This window comes from Bradyrhizobium sp. 179 (genome assembly GCF_023073535.1).
In the GTDB taxonomy this organism is placed as follows: Bacteria; Pseudomonadota; Alphaproteobacteria; order Rhizobiales; family Xanthobacteraceae; genus Bradyrhizobium.
Genome location: NZ_JADPJR010000136.1, coordinates 1 through 17,570 on the forward strand (window position 1 = coordinate 1; position 17,570 = coordinate 17,570).

Consider the following 17,570-nt stretch of genomic DNA (forward strand, 5'->3'; position numbering starts at 1 on the left):
GACCTGCGCGGCGAATCCTACGGCCTGCTCATCGACCAGATCGGCGAGGTGCTGCGCCTGCCCGAGGACGGCAAGGAAGACAACCCCGTCAACCTCGACTCCCGCATGGCCAAGCTCGCCGGCGGCGTCCACCGCCTCGACGGCCAGCTCATGGTCGTCCTCGACGTCGATCGCGTCCTCGAGCTCGCGCCCGAGATGATGGCAGCCTGATACGGCGGCATCGCCGTCATCGGGCCTGCAACTGAAAGCGCCCCGGCAAAGGGGAAGGAAGCAGAGGTTCACATGCGAACTTGTCTCGTCGTTGATGATTCCAGCGTCATCCGCAAGGTTGCGCGCCGGATCCTGGAGGGCCTCGACTTCCAGATCCTCGAAGCCGAAGACGGTGAGAAGGCGCTGGAAGCCTGCAAGCGCGGCTTGCCCGATGCGGTGCTGCTCGACTGGAACATGCCCGTCATGGACGGCTACGAGTTCCTCGGCCATCTCAGGCGCATGCCCGGCGGCGACCAGCCCAAGGTGGTGTTCTGCACCACCGAGAACGACGTCGCGCACATCGCGCGCGCGCTGCACGCCGGCGCCAACGAGTACATCATGAAGCCCTTCGACAAGGACATCGTGACGGCGAAATTCCAGGAAGTCGGCCTTATCTGAGCGACCGTCCGGAGGCTGAACGGATCCTTCGGCGCTTGTTTTCAACTGAACCGTTTCAGTCTGAGTTGGTGAGTAATGAGTGTTGCGTTCGCAGGTAATTCGACCACGGGCTCGTCGCGCGAGGCCGGGCCGTTGCGGGTCATGATCGTCGACGATTCCGTCGTCATTCGCGGTCTGATCTCGCGCTGGGTCGGTGCCGAGCACGACATGGAGGTTGCGGCCTCGCTGCGCACCGGGCTCGAGGCGGTCAACCAGATCGAACGCATCAACCCCGATGTCGCCGTGCTCGACATCGAAATGCCCGAGCTCGACGGCCTCTCGGCGCTGCCGCAACTGCTGGCGAAGAAGCGCGATCTGGTCATCATCATGGCCTCGACGCTGACCCGCCGTAACGCGGAGATCAGCTTCAAGGCGTTGTCGCTCGGCGCGGCCGACTACATTCCGAAGCCGGAATCGACGCGCGAGGCGTCGGCCGCGGACATCTTCCACCACGATTTGGTCCAGAAGATCCGCCACCTTGGCGCGCGCCTGCGCAGGAGGTCCACGGTTGCGAGCCCGCCGCTGGCGCCCGCGAGCCCCGCGCCGGTTGTACGTGCACCGGCCGTCGCGCGGCCCGCCGCGCCGGCTTCGGCCGCGCCGTCGGCGGGAGCGCCGGCCACGCGCCCGTTCTCGACCCAGGCGCCAAAGGTGCTGCTGATCGGCTCCTCAACCGGCGGTCCGCAGGCGCTGATGGCGCTCGTCACCGAGCTCGGCCCGGTGATCGATCGCGTCCCGGTGCTGATCACCCAGCACATGCCGCCGACCTTCACCACCATTCTTGCCGAGCATCTGGCGCGTTCGAGCCGCAAGCCGGCGGCCGAGGCGATCGACGGCGAGCCGGTGAAGCGGGGACGGATTTACCTGGCGCCCGGCGGCAAGCACATGCGCGTCGTGCGCAGCGGCACCGACGCTGTGATCGCGCTCGACGACGGCCCCGCCGTCAATTTCTGCAAGCCTGCGGTTGATCCGCTCTTCACCTCCGCCATCGACATCTGGCACGGCGGCATCCTGTCCGTGATCCTGACGGGCATGGGCGCCGACGGCATGCGCGGCGGCAAGGACATCGTCGCTGCCGGCGGCAGTGTCATCGCGCAGGACGAGGCTTCCAGCGTCGTCTGGGGCATGCCGGGCGCGGCCGCCAATGCCGGCATCTGCGCGGCGATCCTGCCGCTGAACCAGATCGGCGCCAAGGTCAATCGTCTGTTTGCGGGGGACCGCTCGTGACGCCGGTAGACTACGAATATTTGCGCAAGTTCCTGAAGGAGCGCTCCGGTCTCGACCTGTCGGCCGACAAGCAATATCTGGTCGAGAGCCGGCTGCTGCCGCTGGCCCGCAAGTCGAGCCTCTCGGGCATTGCCGATCTCGTATTGAAGATCAGAAATGGTGACGGCCGGCTCGCGACCGACGTGGTCGAAGCCATGACCACCAACGAGACCTTCTTCTTCCGCGACAAGATTCCGTTCGACCATTTGCGCGAGACGATCATTCCAGGTCTGGTCGAGAGGCGCGCGGCGCGCAGGTCACTCCGGATCTGGTCGGCGGCATCGTCGACGGGGCAGGAGCCCTATTCGATCGCGATGTGCCTGAAGGACATGGGTGCTGCGCTCGCCGGCTGGCGTATCGAGATCGTCGCCACCGATCTGTCGCAGGAGGTGCTGGAGAAATCCAAGGCCGGCATCTACAGCCAGTTCGAGGTGCAGCGCGGCCTGCCGATTCAGCTCCTCGTGAAACACTTCACGCAAGTCGGGGACGTCTGGCAGCTCAATCCTGACATTCGATCGATGGTGCAGTTCCGCCAGCTCAATCTGTTGCAGGACTTCTCCCATCTCGGCACGTTCGACGTGATCTTCTGCCGTAACGTGCTGATCTATTTCGACCAGGACACCAAGGCGGTGATCTTCGAGCGGATGGCGAAGGGCATGGCGGCCGATGGCACGCTGCTGCTTGGCGCCGCCGAATCCGTCATCGGCATCTCCGATGCGTTCCGCCCCATCGCCGATCGCGGCGGTCTCTACCAGCTCAACCCCTTGCGCTCCGGCCGCCCCATGGGCGGATTGATGCCGCCGTCGTTGAAGGTGGCTGCGGCGCGGTGATCTCATCTGTCATTCCGGGGCGGCGCGATAGCGCCGAGCCCGGAACGACACGCCTCACAAAATCGCATGTGGTAGAAACCGCGAGCGGTTGCCCGTGATCGGGCTCTCGTCTTCTCGGATCGAGAGCCACACGGCTCGTGAGCCAAGCCAGATCGCCGGGGCAAACTCGCCGGCAGAGATCCGCGCCGACAGGTTCGGCACCGGGACCTTCACGAGGAAGAACACGATGACCTGCACGACCAGTGCGATCGTCGCCCAGATCACGCAATCCAGCACATTGGCCGAATGGGCGATGGCGCTGACCAGCGGTGCCACGAAGCCGAGCAGGATGATCGTTCCCCCATCGTGCAGCGACCATTCGTCGGCGGGGAAAGGATAGCGGTTCAATGGCGGGAGGACGATGAGGCGGCGTTGGCGACCCCAAAAACAAAACCCCGCCATTTGCGGCGGGGTCCAGGCTGGAAGGAGCGAGCCCGAGGGCGCGCGACGTAAACCCAGGATCAGGCCGGGATGCGCTCGTCGGCCTCGTGCGGCTCGCGCAGCACGTAGCCGCGGCCCCACACCGTCTCGATGAAGTTGCGTCCCTCGGAGGCGTTGGCGAGCTTCTTGCGGAGCTTGCAGATGAAGACGTCGATGATCTTCAGCTCCGGCTCGTCCATGCCGCCATAGAGGTGGTTGAGGAACATTTCCTTGGTGAGGGTCGTGCCCTTGCGCAAGCTGAGGAGCTCCAGCATCTGATATTCCTTGCCGGTCAGATGCACGCGCTGGCCGCCGACTTCCACCGTCTTGGTGTCGAGGTTGACGACGAGGTCGCCGGTCTGGATGACCGACTGGGCATGGCCCTTGGAGCGGCGCACGATCGCGTGGATGCGGGCCACCAGCTCGTCCTTGTGGAAGGGCTTGGTCATGTAGTCGTCGGCGCCGACGCCGAGACCCTTGACCTTGTCCTCGATGCCGGCGAGGCCGGAGAGGATCAGAATCGGTGTCTTGATCTTGGAGACCCGGAGCTGCTTGAGCACGTCGTAGCCGGACATGTCGGGCAGATTGAGGTCGAGGAGAATAATGTCGTAATCGTATAGTTTACCGAGATCGACGCCTTCTTCCCCCAAATCGGTCGTGTAAACGTTGAAGCTCTCCGACTTCAACATCAGCTCGATCGACTGCGCGACGGCGCTGTCATCTTCAATCAGCAAAACGCGCATGCCAGTTCCCCATAGTCGCCGCTCCTGGGCGTCAGGTCGGCCGCATTCGCGGCACTCAACAAAACGCCTTTGAACAACTGATTCGGATCCTGACAACAGATGGTTAACAAACTCTGATTCTGGAACGCAAGTCCCCCCGGTGCAATTTTTGTCGAATCGCCCTAAGGTCTTGCGTGCGAAGCAGCTTTCGTCACCCGGTTCTGTTCAAGCTCCACTTTAAGAGGCGGGCCTAACCGACTCCCGCGACTCAGCCTTCTTCTGAAGGGAAGTCACGCTCAGTCTCAAAGACAGTGACGCAATGATTAATGATGCGGGTAAACACGAAGTTAAGCGCCGTTCAGAAATATGGCGAAACTTAAGGTTTTCACCTTGAGGCCCCCGGATGACGAAGGCGCGCACTTAATGAAGGCCCACCTATGAAGGCTTTGGCCGAACAGATCGGCGACATCGACGGCGTCAACATCTATGGCCGTGTAGTCGGCGTGCGCGGCCTCATGGTCGAGGTGGCCGGTCCCATTCACGCAATGTCGGTGGGTGCGCGGCTGGTGATCGAGACCGGTGCCAACCGTTCGATCCCCTGCGAGGTGATCGGCTTCTCCGGCAACAATGCCGTGGTGATGCCGTTCGCCGGCCTCGATGGCGTGCGCCGCGGGTGCAAGGCGGTCATCGCCAATGCCGCCAATCAAGTGCGGCCGTCGGCGGCCTGGCTCGGCCGTGTCGTCAATGCGCTGGGCGAGCCGATCGACGGCAAGGGGCCCCTGCCGCAAGGTTCCTCGCCGATGCCGTTCCGCAATACGCCGCCGCCCGCGCATTCACGCAAGCGCGTCGGTGCCCCGCTCGATCTCGGCGTGCGCGCGATGAACACCTTTCTCACCTGCTGCCGGGGCCAACGCATGGGTATCTTCGCGGGCTCCGGCGTCGGCAAGTCGGTGCTGCTGTCGATGCTGGCGCGCAACGTCGATGCCGATGTCAGCGTCATCGGCCTGATCGGCGAACGCGGCCGCGAGGTGCAGGAATTCTTGCAGGATGATCTCGGCGAGGAGGGCCTTGCGCGCTCCGTGGTGGTGGTGGCGACCTCGGACGAGCCCGCGCTTATGCGCCGCCAGGCGGCATATCTGACGCTCGCGGTCGCTGAGTATTTTCGCGACGAGGACAAGGACGTGCTCTGCCTGATGGACTCGGTGACGCGCTTTGCCATGGCCCAGCGCGAGATTGGTCTATCCGCTGGCGAGCCGCCGACTGCCAAGGGCTACACGCCGACCGTGTTCACCGAATTGCCCAAACTCCTGGAGCGCGCCGGACCCGGCCTGGGGGAGGGCGCCATCACCGCGATCTTCACGGTGCTGGTCGACGGCGACGATCATAATGAACCGATTGCGGACGCCGTCCGCGGCATCCTCGATGGCCATATCGTGATGCAGCGCTCGATCGCTGAGCGCGGTCGCTACCCCGCCATCAACATCCTCAAATCCGTCTCCCGCACCATGCCGAAATCGGCCGATCCGCAATTCTGGCCGACCATCCAGCGGGCACGGCAGGTGATGGCGACCTATGCCGACATGGAGGAATTGATCCGGCTCGGCGCCTACCGGGCCGGCTCCAGCCCTGAGGTCGACGAAGCGATCCGCCTGCACGAGCCGCTCGAGGCCTTCCTGCGCCAGCGCAAGGACGAAAATGCATCACTCGCGGGCGGCTATCGCCAGTTGGCGCAAATCCTGGGTGATTTGGAAACGGAACGCTAACTTTGTCAGGTCATCATCCGATCCCACAGAGTAGCAGAGCCGGTCTTGGCCGCAATCGGGCCTGTGGGGAGACCGGTGCCGTCCCACGTGCAGCGAGGGGACTTCTGGGGAGTACGAGTCGATGAAGTCACGTGATACCCTCATTCGCCTGAAGAAATTTCAGGTCGACGAGAAGCGCCGCCGGGTCACCCAGATCGAGACCATGATCGCCGACTTCCAGCGGATGTCGGTTGATCTCGAGCGCGAGATCCAGACCGAGCAGGAGCGCGCCGGGATCAACGATCCCTCGCACTTCGCCTACCCGACCTATGCCAAGGCCGCGATCCAGCGTCGCGAGAACCTGACCCGCTCGGCCGACGAGCTCAAGGGCCAGCTCGACGAAGCCAAGGCCGCATTGGCCGAAGCCTTCGAGGAGTTGAAGAAGGTCGAGCTCCTCGACGAGCGTGACCAGGCCCGCGAGCGCGCCGAAGAGAACGCCCGCGAGCAGGCCGATCTCGACAGCATCGGCCTGATGCGCGCCCGCATCGGCGCCGTCGCCTAACGGCGCCAGCAGCCCGACCGCCGAGAAATCTGCCAAACCCGGACCGCAAGGTCCGGGTTTTCATATTTGCTGTCCACAGTGGAGGCGCCGCGCCTCTTGGTGGTCAGGTTTGTCGCGCGCTATGGTAGCGACGTGCCTGGGCTTGCGCGGAAAGCGACGGGCGGTGGGGGGCTGAATGCTGACGCCAGCAGAGCTGGTCGGGCTGATTGAGGCGGTGGCAAAGGGCGATCAGGCCGCGTTCGAGCGGCTCTACGTCGCCACGCGCGCGAAACTTTATGGCGTCGTGCTCCGTATCTTGCGCCGGCAGGATCTCGCAGAGGAGGTCATTCAGGAGACCTACGTCAAGATCTGGAACAGCGCCGGCCAGTTCAATGCGGCCATGTCCTCGCCGATCACGTGGATGGCGTCGATCGCCCGCAACCGTGCGATCGACGTTGTTCGCAAGAAGTCGGAAGTCTCCATCGAGGAAGAGCCTCAGGCGATGGAGGTGGCGGCCGACAGTCCTGATCCGCTGGCGCGGAGGGAGATGACCGAGGAGTTGAAACGGCTCCTGGAATGTATCGGCCGGCTCGAGCCGGACCGCCAGCGGCTCGTGCTTCTGGCCTATTACAACGGCTGGAGCCGCGAGCAATTGGCGGAGAAATTCGTTGCGCCCGTCAACACGGTGAAGACGTGGCTGCGGCGCAGCATGCTGGATATCCGGGAGTGCCTCGGACTTTAGTGGATGATGAGAGTGTGTATGCTGGCGCAGCCTTCTTGCTTCACCTCTCCCGGAGGGAGAGGTCGGATTGCATCGCAAGATGCAATCCGGGTGAGGGCTTACGCTCTTTCACGGCACCTGAACCCCTCACCCGATTTGCATGCGAGGATGCTTCGCATCGTCCTGTGCAAATCGACCTCTCCCTCCGGGAGAGGTGAAGGGACGTGATGGCCTATAGTGAGGACCATATCGCGCTCGCCGCGGAATATGCGCTCGGTACGCTCGACGCCGACGAGCGCGCGCAGGTCGAGACCATGATGGCGGTGGACAAGGCGTTCGCCGATGTCGTGCAGGCCTGGGCGTTCCGGCTCGGCGCGCTCAACCAGATGGTCGGCTTGGTCGAGCCGCGTCCGATCGTGTGGGAGAACATCAGGTCCGAGATCGCGCGCACGACCCTTGCGCAGGAGCCGCATGTCGAGGCTGCACCGCCACCCATACCGGAATTGCCTTCGCTGGACATTGCCTCGTCGGAATCGTCGACGGCCGGCGTGCAGTCCCCGGAGCCGCAGCATCCCGAAGCGGAGCAGCCGCAGACATCGCGTGCCGAGCCCGACGCTATTCCGGAGATCGCGCCGCAGTTCATGCCGCAGGTCCATGCTCCGGATCTCAACGTCGGCCGCGCGCCGCAGGCGCCGGTCGTCGAGGACGGCAATGTGATCCGTCTCGAGGGGCGCGTGAAGCGCTGGCGCAACATCGCATCCGCCGTCGGCGCGCTTGCGGCCGCGCTGCTCGTGACGCTGTCGCTCCAGATATTCCTCCCTGATGCGTTGCCGGCTACCTTGCGTCCCGCGCCGCGCATCCAGACCGTGGAAGTGAAGACGCCGGCCGCGCCGCTCGCCGCCTCCGCGCAATATGTCGCGCTGCTGCAGGGCCAGGGCGGCGGCCCCGCCTTCATTCTCACCGTCGACGGCGCGACGCGGAATTTCACGGTCCGCAAGGTCGGCGCGACCCCGGAGCCCGGCAAGAGCTTCGAGCTCTGGCTGATCTCCGACAAGCTGCCCCGGCCGCGTTCGCTCGGCGTGATCGGCGCTAGCGATTTCACCGCGCGTCCGCTGCTCGCGTCCTACGATTCCGACGTCGTCAACGGCGCGACTTACGCCGTCACGGTCGAGCAGGCCGGCGGTTCGCCCAACGGCCAGCCGACCTCGGCACCGGTGTTTTCCGGCAAGCTGATCGAGACCGTGCCGCCGGCGCAGCCGGCGAAGTAGCCCAACATTTCATATCGTCCTGGCCAAAAGCGTCGTGGCCCGGATGGAGCGCAATCCGGACCATCGTTCGGCATTCCGCTCTGCTTCGAGCTACCAGCAGAACCTGTCGCCACGGTCCATCCCGTCGTCGTAATCCGACAAGTCCCGCCGAATCCCGCGTCCGATTTGAACCTAGCTGCACTTGGCGGCGTCAAATGCCCGGAATTTGCAGCGGCGCCGCCGAGCGCGATGCCGGAGAGGGCGAGAAAATCAGATGGATGCAGTGAAGGCTCCCGGCATCTTCATTCACCAATATGCGGGGCTGCCGCACGGTCCGGAGTTCGAGCACTGGCGCGAGCGGGTCTTCGGGTGCTGCGGCCTCGATATTGGGCCGAGCCGGGGCGACAGCATCGACTGCCGGCTCCAGGTCAGCGTCGTCGACAACATCGCGCTCGCCATTCCCGAAGGCGCTTCCGCACAATATTCACGTAGGCAGAGCCACCTCGCCGACGGCAGCGACGATCTCGTCCTGATTGTCGGACACGCGGGCCGCGTCCGCGTCGGGCAGAACGGTCACACCGTCGAACTCGCGCCGGCGCAGATGGTGCTCGTCGACATGAGCATCACCGGCACCGTCGGCCACACCGACGAGGAGCGCTTCACCACCATCCGCATGCCGCGCCGCGCGCTGCTCGACATCAATCCGCGCGCAGAGGAGAAGCTGTCGCAGGTGCTCTCCGACGGCGCGGTCGCCGAGACCATCTTCCGCTACCATGCGCTCGCCGCCAATCAGGCGCCGCATCTCGATGCGGTCGGGCAGCGTCTGACCGCGCAGCACATGATCGACCTCGTCGGCCTTCTGCTCGGGACCGACGCCGAGCATGCCAGCCTTGCGCGCGGACGCGGGCATGCGGCGGCCCGTCTCGATCTCATGCGCGCCGACGTGATGGCGGCGCTGGGCCGCAACGATCTCTGCCTGTCCGAGATCGCGACGCGCTCGGGCCTCAGCCCGCGCCAGGCGCAGCGCCTGTTCGAGCAGGCCGGCACGACCTTCACCGAATTCGTGCTGGAGCAGCGCCTGCTCCAGGCGCGCAAGCTGCTCGGCGATCCCCGCGCCAGGACGCGCAAGATCAGCGACATCGCACATTCCTCGGGCTTTTCCGATCTGTCCTATTTCAATCGCGCCTTCCGCAAGCGCTTCGGCGCGACGCCGTCGGAACTGCGCAAGGCGTGATCCGGGCTGTGCAATCTTGTCCGGCGCGTCAATGCTGCCGCAGTTGGTCCAGGCGGCGGAATGAGCTATATCTGGCTGCGGCGGATCGCTCGATCCGCATGTCGGTCGCTCGTATCGACCGTTGGGAAAGCGCAGTAGGCGGACATGGCGCGTATCGTCGTGCTCGGCGCCGGGTTTGCAGGTCTGTGGGCGGCCATCGGCGCTGCGCGCAAGCGCGACGAGATCGGCGCGAACAGCGACATCGAGATCCGCCTCGTCGACCGCAATCCCTATCACAACATCCGCGTCCGCAATTACGAGGCCGACCTCGGCGAGGTCGCGCTACCGCTGCCGCAACTGCTCGATCCGATCGGCGTCAGCCACAGCATCGGCGAAGTTGAAGCCATCGATCCGAACCGACGTGAAATCTCGCTGGTCACGAGCGGCGGTGAGGAGAGGTTGAACTATGACCGCCTCGTGCTGGCGCTCGGCAGCGAGGTGATGCGTCCCGACATTCCAGGCCTTGCCGAGCACGCTTTCGACGTCGATACCTATGCCGCGGCGCTCCGCCTCGAGGATCATCTCGTCTCGCTTGGACGCAGCGTGCCGGCGCCGGGGCGTTCGACGGTGGTAGTGGTTGGCGCCGGCTTCACCGGCATCGAGGTCGCGGCCGAGATGCCCGCGAAGCTAACGCGTGCGGGCATCAGCGGCAGCCGCCGCATCGTCCTCGTCGATCCCAATCCAGCGGTCGGCGCCACCATCGGCGCGCAGGCGCGTCCCGTGATCGAGACGGCCTTGGCCTCGCTCGATGTCGAGATGCGGCTTGGTATGCGCGTCGTCTCGGTCGAGGCTGCCGGCATGCGCCTGAGTTCGGGCGAGTTCATTTCGGCGCAGACGGTGATTTGGTGTGCCGGGCTCCGTGCAAGCCCCTTGGCGGCGAGCTTTCCGGACGCGCGCGATCGCCTCGGGCGCATCCTGGTTGATCCTTTCATGCGGGTTGCGGATGTCGGCGGTGTGTTCGCGGCCGGCGACGTTGCCTCGAGCGTGATCGACGGGCTGCATCCGACCGTGATGTCCTGTCAGTTCGCGCGGCCCATGGGCCGCTTCGCCGGTCACAACGTGGTGGCTGATCTCGCCGGTCTGCCGATGCTGCCGCTGCGGATCGACTGGTACGTGACCGTGCTCGATCTCGGCACCTGGGGCGCGCTCTACACGGAAGGCTGGAATCGTGAGGTGCGCGCCACCGGCGCGGCCGCGAAAGTGACCAAGGAGACGATCAACCGCAGGCGCATCTATCCGCCGCTCACAGGCAGCAGGGACGAGCTCTTCGCTGCCGCGGCGCCGACGGTGCAGACGCCGCCGCCGACGTACCGGGCGCGGTAGCCCCAAGCGCACTGTCGCGGTATCGCTGGCTACATCCGCGCCGAATTCATTTTCCGCAACATACACCAGACATGAGAAAGCGCCCGTGGGGGGCGGGCGCTTTCTGTAGTCGACTTGGGGTTGGGGTCGTCTACATATCCACGTGGCGACTTTGGGGGGCTGGTAAAGAGCCGCGTGAATTCACAAAACTCGTCAGGTCTCCTTAGCGAACGAGGGACGCGTTCGAACTGGTAATCACGACCGGCTGGCCGGCCTTGATGACGCGGGCGCTCTGGGTCAGGCCTTCATCCGAACCCGTCCGTGCCGTGATGCCGAGGCCCGCCACCACGATCCCTGCGACGAGGGCCACGACCACAATCTTCAGATGGGTCGCGCGGTCTGCGCTGTAGATCGAGTGGTTCATGGAAGCCTCCTGCCGCCATCTACCCGAAGTAGTCGCCAGCCCATTCAGGCAGGTTCATGCTTCCGGTGCCCAACAACCTAGTATTGGGAGGATTCGTTCCCAAGAGGCCATCACAACAGCGTGACAGGACGTGAAAGGTCGCGATCAAAAGCGATCTTTGGTCGTTCGATTATATAATTATTTCAACAATGTAATTGCCTGTGAGGCGCCTTTTCGGCTTTTGGCCCGCAAGCCGCCAAAAACTCAAAAACCATTTGCATGTGGCCAAAAAACACGCGGCTTCTTGAGCCAAATCAGATGCTTCCGACTGTTTTCAACCTCGCTCTAGGGTGGATTTCGGCCTGCGACAGCACGGTGGTCTGTGCCCGGAACCGTTCCACCAGGGAGCGGACGAAGGGACGAATTGCGGCAGAGGTGACCAGCACCGGCGCCTCGCCTTCGCGGGCGGCGCGCTCGAACGCCTCGCGCACGGCGGTCATGAACTCCGACAGTTTCGAGGGCTGCATCGCAAGACTGCGCTCTTCGCCCTGGCCGATGATCGACTCGGCAAATGCCTGTTCCCAGCGTGCCGACAGCGCGATCAGCGGCAAATAGCCGTTGTAGGAGGTGTTCTGCGCGCAGATCTGCCGCGCCAGCCGGGCGCGGACATGCTCGACCATGGTCGCGGGATTGCGTGAGAAGGCGAGCGAGTCGGCGATGCCTTCGAGGATGGTCGAGAGGTCGCGGATCGAGATGCGTTCGGCCAGCAGGAGTTGCAGCACGCGCTGGATGCCGGAGACCGTGACCTGTCCCGGCACGATGTCCTTGACCAGCTCGCTCTGCTCCTTCGGCAGCTCCTTGAGCAGCTTCTGCACCTCGCCATAAGAGAGCAGGTCCGACATGTTGGCCTTGAGCAGCTCGGTGAGGTGGGTCGAGAGCACGGTTGCGGCGTCGACCACGGTGTAGCCCTTCAGCGAGGCCTCTTCCTTGAAGCTGGCGTCGACCCAGGTCGCGGGCAGGCCGAAGGTCGGCTCGGTGGTGTGGATGCCGGGCACCTGCACCTGGCTGCCGCCGGGGTCCATGACCATGAACTGGTTCGGCCAGATCTTGCCGCTGCCGGCGTCGACCTCCTTGATCTTGATGATGTAAGTGTTGGCCTCGAGCTGGACGTTGTCGAGGATGCGCACCGCCGGCATCACGAAACCCATTTCGACCGCGAGCGAGCGGCGCAGCGCCTTGATCTGCTCGGTGAGGCGGTCGGTGCCATCGGGGCCGTTAACCAGCGGCAGCAGGGCATAGCCGAGCTCGATCTTGAGGTCGTCGATCTTGAGCGCAGCCGAGATCGGCTCTTCGGCCGCAGCCGCGCCCGGCGCACCCGGCGTGCCCGGAGCAGGCGCGGCCTTGGCGGCTTCCTCGGCCTTGATGCTGATTCTCTTGTTGGTGCGCGCCTGCCAGGCGAGCGCGCCGGCGCCGGCGCCGAGCGCGAGGAAGGGAAGGGTCGGAATGCCCGGCAGCGCCGCCAGCACCAGCATCACCGCCGAGGACATGGCCAGCGCCTGCGGGTAGCCGGAGAACTGCTTCATCAACGCCTTGTCGGCGGCGCCGGAGACGCCGGCCTTGGAGACGAGCAGGCCGGCCGCGGTCGAGACGATCAGCGCCGGCACCTGGGTGACGAGGCCGTCACCAACGGTCAGGAGCGTGTAGCTGCGGCCGGCGTCGGCGAAGGACATGCCCTGCTGCGCCACGCCGATGATCATGCCGCCGACCACGTTGATGAAGACGATCAGCAGGCCGGCGATGGCATCGCCGCGCACGAACTTGGAGGCACCGTCCATGGCACCGAAGAAGCCGCTCTCATCCTCCAGTTCCTTGCGTCGCTCCTTGGCGACCTTCTCGTCGATCAGGCCGGCGGAGAGATCGGCGTCGATTGCCATCTGCTTGCCGGGCATGGCGTCGAGGTGGAAGCGCGCGGCGACTTCGGCGATGCGGCCCGAACCCTTGGTGATGACGACGAAGTTGACGATGATCAGGATGGCGAAGACGATGATGCCGATGACGAAATTGCCGCCCATCACGAAGCTGCCGAAGGCCTCGATGACGTGACCGGCAGCAGCCGTGCCCTCGTGCCCGTGCGACAGGATCAGCCGGGTCGAGGCCATGTTGAGCGACAGGCGCAGCATGGTCGAGATCAGCAGGATGGTCGGGAAGGCGGAGAATTCCAGCGGCGCCTGGATGAACAGCGACGTCATCAGGATCAGGATCGAGAGCGTGATCGAGATCGCCAGGAACAGGTCCAGCACGATCGCGGGCAGGGGAAGGATCAGCACCACCAGGATGGTGAGGATGCCGAGCGCCAGCGCGATGTCGCCGCGCTTGAGGACGTTGACGATCTCGGAGACGGAGGGGATCCCGGGCCTTGCCCCGCCTACGCCTTGTCCAGCGGTGACATCAACCATGGTAGCTGCCTCCCCGCGCGACTGCCGTCCGCGCGCCCCAAACGTCTGCGCAGCGGCCGAGGGGCCGCCGTTCCGAAAGTGAGGCACCGCACTGGCGTCCACGGGGGCTCCCGTTCTACGCGGCTGACGACACTCGACTTCACCCGGCAATTTTTGCCCGGTGTATGGTTAGCAAAGGGTTAACGGAGGGGGAGGAAGAGGGGCGCTTGGGTGATTGAGCCCGTCATTCCGGGGCGCGCGAAGCGCGAACCCGGAATCCATCGTGCGGCGGAGTCGGTCGATGAATGGATTCCGGGTTCGCGCTGCGGGCGCCCCGGAATGACACCGGAGACTACTTCGCCTTCTCCATCTTGGTCACCGAGTAGCCCGAGGCGGCCTCCTCGGCCTCGAAGGTCACCCTGTCGCCGACCTTCACCTGCTTCAGCATCGCGGGATCCTTGACGCGGTAGACCATGGTCATGGGTTCCTCCATGCCGAGGCTTTTCGCGGGGCCGTGCTTGAGGGTGATCTTGCCGGCGCCCTCGTCGATCTTCTTGACCTCGCCGCTGATCGAGGCAGCGCCGGCCAGGGCTCCAGTGGCACCGCCTAACGTCAGCGCCAGCGCTGCAGTGATACGGATGATGCGGTTCATGGCAGTCTCCCTTTTCGCTACTTCACGGTGACGTGGCCGACCATGCCGTAGTCGCGGTGGTCGGGAATCAGACAGGAAAATTCGAACGTGCCGGCCTTGCTGAACTTCCAGAGGATCTCGGCCGTCTTGTTCGGGGCGAGACGCACCCCGTTCGGATCGTCGTGCTCCATGTGCGGATGCTTCTTCATCTCCACCGCATGGGCGAGATTCTCCTTAGGTGTCGCGAGCAGGAATTCGTGGTCTTCCTTGCCGACATTGCGCAGGACGAAGCGAATCTGCTCGCCGCGTTTGACTTCGATCCTGGCGGGTGTGTAGTCCATCTCGTTCATCAGAATCTCGATGCTGCGCGCGGGCTTGTTGGGATTGCCGGGCTCGCCAGCCGAAAAGGTCCCGTGCCCGTGCTTGTCGTGGGCAAGAGCCGGCGCGGCCGAGAGCGCGGTCAGCGCCAGGGCGAGCCTGATCGTTTTCTTCATCGTCGTCTCCAGTTGGTGGTTCATCGAACGCTCACATCTTGTGCTTCATTGGCGGACTGCCTGATTTTTTGTCGTGCCGGCTCTGCGGCCGGCGGCGTGACCTCATAGGCGACGGTACCTTTCGGGAATTGGTAGGGGCCGGGATCGCGATAGTCGTCGCGTGCGAGCTCCTCGCGAATCTTCATCACCGTGAACATTCCGCCCATCTCGATCGGCCCGAATTGGCCGGTACCGGTCATCATCGGCAGCGTGTTGTCGGGCGCGGGCATCTCCATGTTGCCCATCGCCATGCCGATCGAGCCCATCGCCATGCTGTCGGGCGCGAGCTTGCCGACGGCCTTGGCGAGATCCTTGCGCGATACGCCGATCAGGTTGCGCACGTCGTGGCCCATCGCATTCATGGTGTGGTGCGACTTGTGGCAATGGAACGCCCAATCGCCGGGATTGTCCGCGAGCACGTCGAACACACGCACCGCGCCGACCGGGACGTCCGTCGTCGTCTCCGGATATTGCGCGCTCTCCGGAATCCAGCCGCCGTCGGTGCAGGTCACGGCAAAGCTGTGGCCGTGCAGATGGATCGGATGGTTGGTCATGCTGAGATTGCCGATGCGCACGCGCACCTTGTCGCCGAGCCTGACCGGCAGCGGATCAATGCCGGGAAACACCCGTGCGTTCCAGGTCCACATGTTGAAGTCGGTCATCTCGTTGACCTGCGGCAGATAGGTGCCGGGATCGACGCGATAGGTGCTCATCACGAAGACGAAGTCGCGGTCCACGGGCCGGAAGCTCGAATCGCGCGGATGCACGACGACCATGCCCATCATGCCCATCGCCATCTGCACCATTTCGTCGGAATGCGGGTGATACATGAAGGTTCCGCTCTTCTTCATCTCGAACTCGTAGACGAAGGTTTTTCCCGGCTGAATATGCGGCTGGTTCAGCCCGCCGAGACCATCCATGCCGCTGGGAATGATCATGCCGTGCCAATGCACGGTGGTGTATTCGGGCAGCTTGTTGGTGACGAAGATGCGGAGCTTGTCGCCCTCGACGGCCTCGATGGTCGGGCCCGGCGACTGGCCGTTATAGCCCCACAAATTCACCTTCATGCCTTCGGCGAATTCGCGCACCACGGGCTCGGCGACGAGATGAAATTCCTTCCAGTCGCCGTTCATGCGGAACGGCAGCGACCAGCCGTTCAGCGTGACCACGGGACGATAGTCCGGGCCGCTGATCGGATGCAGCGGCGGCTGCATCACCACCTTGTCCATATGCGCAGCCTCCGGAATCGAAGCGGCCTGGACGCGGCCCTGAATCGCGGAGGCGCTGACGAGCGCGGCAGTGCCCAAAAATCCTCGGCGGGAAAACATGCTGGCCTCCATCTCAGTGGCCGCCATCGGGAGGCGCTGCCGCGGCGATGGTGGTTGGATTGTCGCTGCCGGGTGCAGGGGAGCCGCCGCCATTGACGGCGGTCTGCAAGTCCGACTGCGCGAGGAAGAACCGTTGCTTGGCGTCGATGGCGGCGCGCAACGACGCGAGGCGCTGTCGTGCCTCGGTGAGCAGCGCAAATATGTCGACCTGCATACTGGAGAAGCGCAGCTGCATCTCCTCGGTGATGATTTTTCGCAAAGGAACGATCTCGCGCTGGTAGTGGCTGGCGATGTCGTAGCTGGAACGATAGGTGCGATAAGCGTCGCGTGCTTCCGAACGCACATTGACGGCGCGCTCGGTGAGGCGGTTGAAGGCGAAATTGTAGATCTCCGCCGCCTGCCGCACGCGCACCTCGCCGCCGTCGAAGAGCGGAATCTGGAACTGCACGTCGAAGCCGCGCTCGCGAAACGGGGGGCCTTCCGGATCCCGGGTGCGGCGGGAAATGCCGGCGAGATCGAGCAGGGTGACGAAGCGCGTCGCCTCGGTGAGGTTCAGCGACTTCGCCAGCGCTGTCAGCTCCAGCCGCGCGATCTGCAAGTCGATGCGATGTGCGACCGCGTCGGCTTCGATCGTGGGCAATGCGTGCGGGCGTCGCGGCAGCGGCGGCAATTGGTTGGGCAGGCGGAAGTCGAGGCCGCCGTCCCACAGCCCCATCAGGCGCGCGAGCCTTTCGCGGGCGCTTGCTGTCGTTTGCCGCGCGGTGGCGAGGTCGGCGGTGGTCTCGGCGTAAAACACCTGCTCGCGTGCTTGGTCGAGCTTGTTGAGTGAGCCGGTCTCACCGAGCTTGACCGCGAGCTGTGCGGTCGATTCCGCCGTCGCTTTCGCGTCGGTCAGCAGCACCACCATCTCGCTGCCGGCAACGGCGCGCCAATAAGCGCGGCGGACGTCAGCGGCGAGCCGCAGCGTTGCCAGTGCGGCGCGCAACTGGGCCTGGCGAAAGCGGTCGCGCGCGATGTCGGAGCGGAACGGCAGGGTGGCGAGCGCAAGGATGTCGCCGACCACCTGGCGCTCGATCTCGCTGGCGCCTTTGCCTGAGATCCCCGAGATCGAAAACACGGGATGGGGCGGCAGGCTCTGCTCGACCAGATCGGTCTCGGCGAGCGCCAGCTCGTTATAGGCCGCTTGCAATCCCTTGTTGTTGAGCAGCGCAATCTGCACGGCAGCATCTGCGGTCAATGTCCGCGACAGCAATTGGCGCACGCGCCCGTCAACCGCGCCGGCGCCCTCGGTCGTTCGCACGAAGGCGACGTCCTTGTTGATGCTCTGATTCGTCAGCTCCGAGACTGTCGTCATGCCGCTGTCGGGCGAGAACGCAGCACAGCCGGCAAGACCGGATGCGCAAAGACCGAGCGCGGCGAGAACAAGCAGGGGGCGCGCGAGATGATGTATCAT

Annotated in this window: 17 protein-coding genes and 1 pseudogene; 10 read left to right on the top strand and 8 right to left on the bottom strand. The window is 64.6% G+C overall.

The features are described from left to right. From IVB12_RS31035 to IVB12_RS31050, 4 genes are all read left to right on the top strand, one after another. Positions 1-210, top strand: a 210-nt coding sequence (locus IVB12_RS31035; protein WP_247304965.1) for a chemotaxis protein CheW, incomplete at its 5' end; no start/stop codon positions are given. Positions 211-282: 72 nt separating this feature from the next. Next, positions 283-648 (top strand): response regulator, encoded by a 366-nt coding sequence (locus IVB12_RS31040; protein ID WP_007600538.1) that lies wholly within the window; start codon positions 283-285, stop codon positions 646-648. A 75-nt stretch (positions 649-723) separates the two neighbouring features. After that, positions 724-1,911: a chemotaxis response regulator protein-glutamate methylesterase gene (locus IVB12_RS31045; protein WP_247304966.1), complete on the top strand. Its 1,188-nt coding sequence runs from the start codon at positions 724-726 to the stop codon at positions 1,909-1,911. Beyond that, a complete protein-coding gene (locus IVB12_RS31050; RefSeq protein WP_247304968.1) occupies positions 1,908-2,780 on the top strand; it encodes a protein-glutamate O-methyltransferase CheR in 873 nt (290 codons plus the stop codon). Before IVB12_RS31045 ends, IVB12_RS31050 begins: the two co-directional genes overlap by 4 nt. 141 nt (positions 2,781-2,921) lie before the next feature. Here IVB12_RS31050 and IVB12_RS38515 read toward each other — a convergent pair. Both IVB12_RS38515 and IVB12_RS31060 read right to left on the bottom strand, forming a co-directional pair. Next, positions 2,922-3,107 (bottom strand): annotated as a pseudogene (locus IVB12_RS38515) (DUF350 domain-containing protein); the annotation flags it as partial. A 173-nt stretch (positions 3,108-3,280) separates the two neighbouring features. Further along, positions 3,281-3,982 carry a response regulator transcription factor gene (locus IVB12_RS31060; protein WP_016848562.1) on the bottom strand — a complete coding sequence of 234 codons (702 nt, stop codon included), beginning with the start codon at positions 3,980-3,982 and terminating at the stop codon, positions 3,281-3,283. A gap of 416 nt (positions 3,983-4,398) precedes the next feature. Between IVB12_RS31060 and fliI the strand changes: the two genes are divergently transcribed. From fliI to IVB12_RS31090, 6 genes are all read left to right on the top strand, one after another. Continuing rightward, positions 4,399-5,724, top strand: a complete 1,326-nt coding sequence (gene fliI, locus IVB12_RS31065) for a flagellar protein export ATPase FliI (RefSeq protein WP_247304974.1) — start codon at positions 4,399-4,401, stop codon at positions 5,722-5,724. A gap of 121 nt (positions 5,725-5,845) precedes the next feature. Next, on the top strand, positions 5,846-6,265 hold the full coding sequence (gene fliJ / locus IVB12_RS31070) for a flagellar export protein FliJ (RefSeq protein ID WP_011084990.1): 420 nt from the start codon (positions 5,846-5,848) through the stop codon (positions 6,263-6,265). Positions 6,266-6,440: 175 nt separating this feature from the next. Then, positions 6,441-6,986 (top strand): sigma-70 family RNA polymerase sigma factor, encoded by a 546-nt coding sequence (locus IVB12_RS31075; protein WP_247304976.1) that lies wholly within the window; start codon positions 6,441-6,443, stop codon positions 6,984-6,986. Positions 6,987-7,192: 206 nt separating this feature from the next. After that, on the top strand, positions 7,193-8,233 hold the full coding sequence (locus IVB12_RS31080; RefSeq protein ID WP_247305627.1) for an anti-sigma factor: 1,041 nt from the start codon (positions 7,193-7,195) through the stop codon (positions 8,231-8,233). A 253-nt stretch (positions 8,234-8,486) separates the two neighbouring features. Continuing rightward, positions 8,487-9,446 carry an AraC family transcriptional regulator gene (locus IVB12_RS31085; protein WP_247304978.1) on the top strand — a complete coding sequence of 320 codons (960 nt, stop codon included), beginning with the start codon at positions 8,487-8,489 and terminating at the stop codon, positions 9,444-9,446. 144 nt (positions 9,447-9,590) lie between these two features. Further along, entirely contained in the window at positions 9,591-10,808 is a 1,218-nt protein-coding gene (locus IVB12_RS31090) for an NAD(P)/FAD-dependent oxidoreductase (protein ID WP_247304981.1), read from the top strand. Between the two features lie 202 nt (positions 10,809-11,010). Here the strand turns inward: IVB12_RS31090 and IVB12_RS31095 are convergent, their stop codons facing one another. From IVB12_RS31095 to IVB12_RS31120, 6 genes are all read right to left on the bottom strand, one after another. Continuing rightward, complete coding sequence (locus IVB12_RS31095; protein ID WP_247280847.1) at positions 11,011-11,211, bottom strand: hypothetical protein; 201 nt, start codon at positions 11,209-11,211, stop codon at positions 11,011-11,013. Between the two features lie 293 nt (positions 11,212-11,504). Beyond that, positions 11,505-13,646 (bottom strand): flagellar biosynthesis protein FlhA, encoded by a 2,142-nt coding sequence (gene flhA, locus IVB12_RS31100; protein WP_247304984.1) that lies wholly within the window; start codon positions 13,644-13,646, stop codon positions 11,505-11,507. Positions 13,647-13,977: 331 nt separating this feature from the next. Continuing rightward, positions 13,978-14,277 carry a copper-binding protein gene (locus tag IVB12_RS31105; protein WP_247304986.1) on the bottom strand — a complete coding sequence of 100 codons (300 nt, stop codon included), beginning with the start codon at positions 14,275-14,277 and terminating at the stop codon, positions 13,978-13,980. Between the two features lie 17 nt (positions 14,278-14,294). Continuing rightward, positions 14,295-14,750 carry a cupredoxin family protein gene (locus IVB12_RS31110; protein WP_247304989.1) on the bottom strand — a complete coding sequence of 152 codons (456 nt, stop codon included), beginning with the start codon at positions 14,748-14,750 and terminating at the stop codon, positions 14,295-14,297. Positions 14,751-14,770: 20 nt separating this feature from the next. Continuing rightward, the gene (locus IVB12_RS31115; protein WP_247304991.1) at positions 14,771-16,117 is read right to left on the bottom strand and encodes a copper oxidase; all 1,347 of its coding nucleotides are present in this window, start codon (positions 16,115-16,117) and stop codon (positions 14,771-14,773) included. Positions 16,118-16,130: 13 nt separating this feature from the next. Then, positions 16,131-17,570 carry a TolC family protein gene (locus tag IVB12_RS31120; protein ID WP_247304994.1) on the bottom strand — a complete coding sequence of 480 codons (1,440 nt, stop codon included), beginning with the start codon at positions 17,568-17,570 and terminating at the stop codon, positions 16,131-16,133.

Excerpts from the sequence above, each read along its gene's own strand:
- IVB12_RS31040 (WP_007600538.1), top strand. The coding sequence starts at position 283 with ATGCGAACTTGTCTCGTCGTTGATGATTCCAGCGTCATCCGCAAGGTT.
- IVB12_RS31045 (WP_247304966.1), top strand. The coding sequence starts at position 724 with ATGAGTGTTGCGTTCGCAGGTAATTCGACCACGGGCTCGTCGCGCGAG.
- IVB12_RS31060 (WP_016848562.1), bottom strand. The coding sequence starts at position 3,982 with ATGCGCGTTTTGCTGATTGAAGATGACAGCGCCGTCGCGCAGTCGATC.
- fliI (WP_247304974.1), top strand. The coding sequence starts at position 4,399 with ATGAAGGCTTTGGCCGAACAGATCGGCGACATCGACGGCGTCAACATC.
- fliJ (WP_011084990.1), top strand. The coding sequence starts at position 5,846 with ATGAAGTCACGTGATACCCTCATTCGCCTGAAGAAATTTCAGGTCGAC.
- IVB12_RS31075 (WP_247304976.1), top strand. The coding sequence starts at position 6,441 with ATGCTGACGCCAGCAGAGCTGGTCGGGCTGATTGAGGCGGTGGCAAAG.
- IVB12_RS31080 (WP_247305627.1), top strand. The coding sequence starts at position 7,193 with ATGGCCTATAGTGAGGACCATATCGCGCTCGCCGCGGAATATGCGCTC.
- IVB12_RS31085 (WP_247304978.1), top strand. The coding sequence starts at position 8,487 with ATGGATGCAGTGAAGGCTCCCGGCATCTTCATTCACCAATATGCGGGG.
- IVB12_RS31090 (WP_247304981.1), top strand. The coding sequence starts at position 9,591 with ATGGCGCGTATCGTCGTGCTCGGCGCCGGGTTTGCAGGTCTGTGGGCG.
- IVB12_RS31095 (WP_247280847.1), bottom strand. The coding sequence starts at position 11,211 with ATGAACCACTCGATCTACAGCGCAGACCGCGCGACCCATCTGAAGATT.
- flhA (WP_247304984.1), bottom strand. The coding sequence starts at position 13,646 with ATGGTTGATGTCACCGCTGGACAAGGCGTAGGCGGGGCAAGGCCCGGG.
- IVB12_RS31105 (WP_247304986.1), bottom strand. The coding sequence starts at position 14,277 with ATGAACCGCATCATCCGTATCACTGCAGCGCTGGCGCTGACGTTAGGC.
- IVB12_RS31110 (WP_247304989.1), bottom strand. The coding sequence starts at position 14,750 with ATGAAGAAAACGATCAGGCTCGCCCTGGCGCTGACCGCGCTCTCGGCC.
- IVB12_RS31115 (WP_247304991.1), bottom strand. The coding sequence starts at position 16,117 with ATGTTTTCCCGCCGAGGATTTTTGGGCACTGCCGCGCTCGTCAGCGCC.
- IVB12_RS31120 (WP_247304994.1), bottom strand. The coding sequence starts at position 17,570 with ATGATACATCATCTCGCGCGCCCCCTGCTTGTTCTCGCCGCGCTCGGT.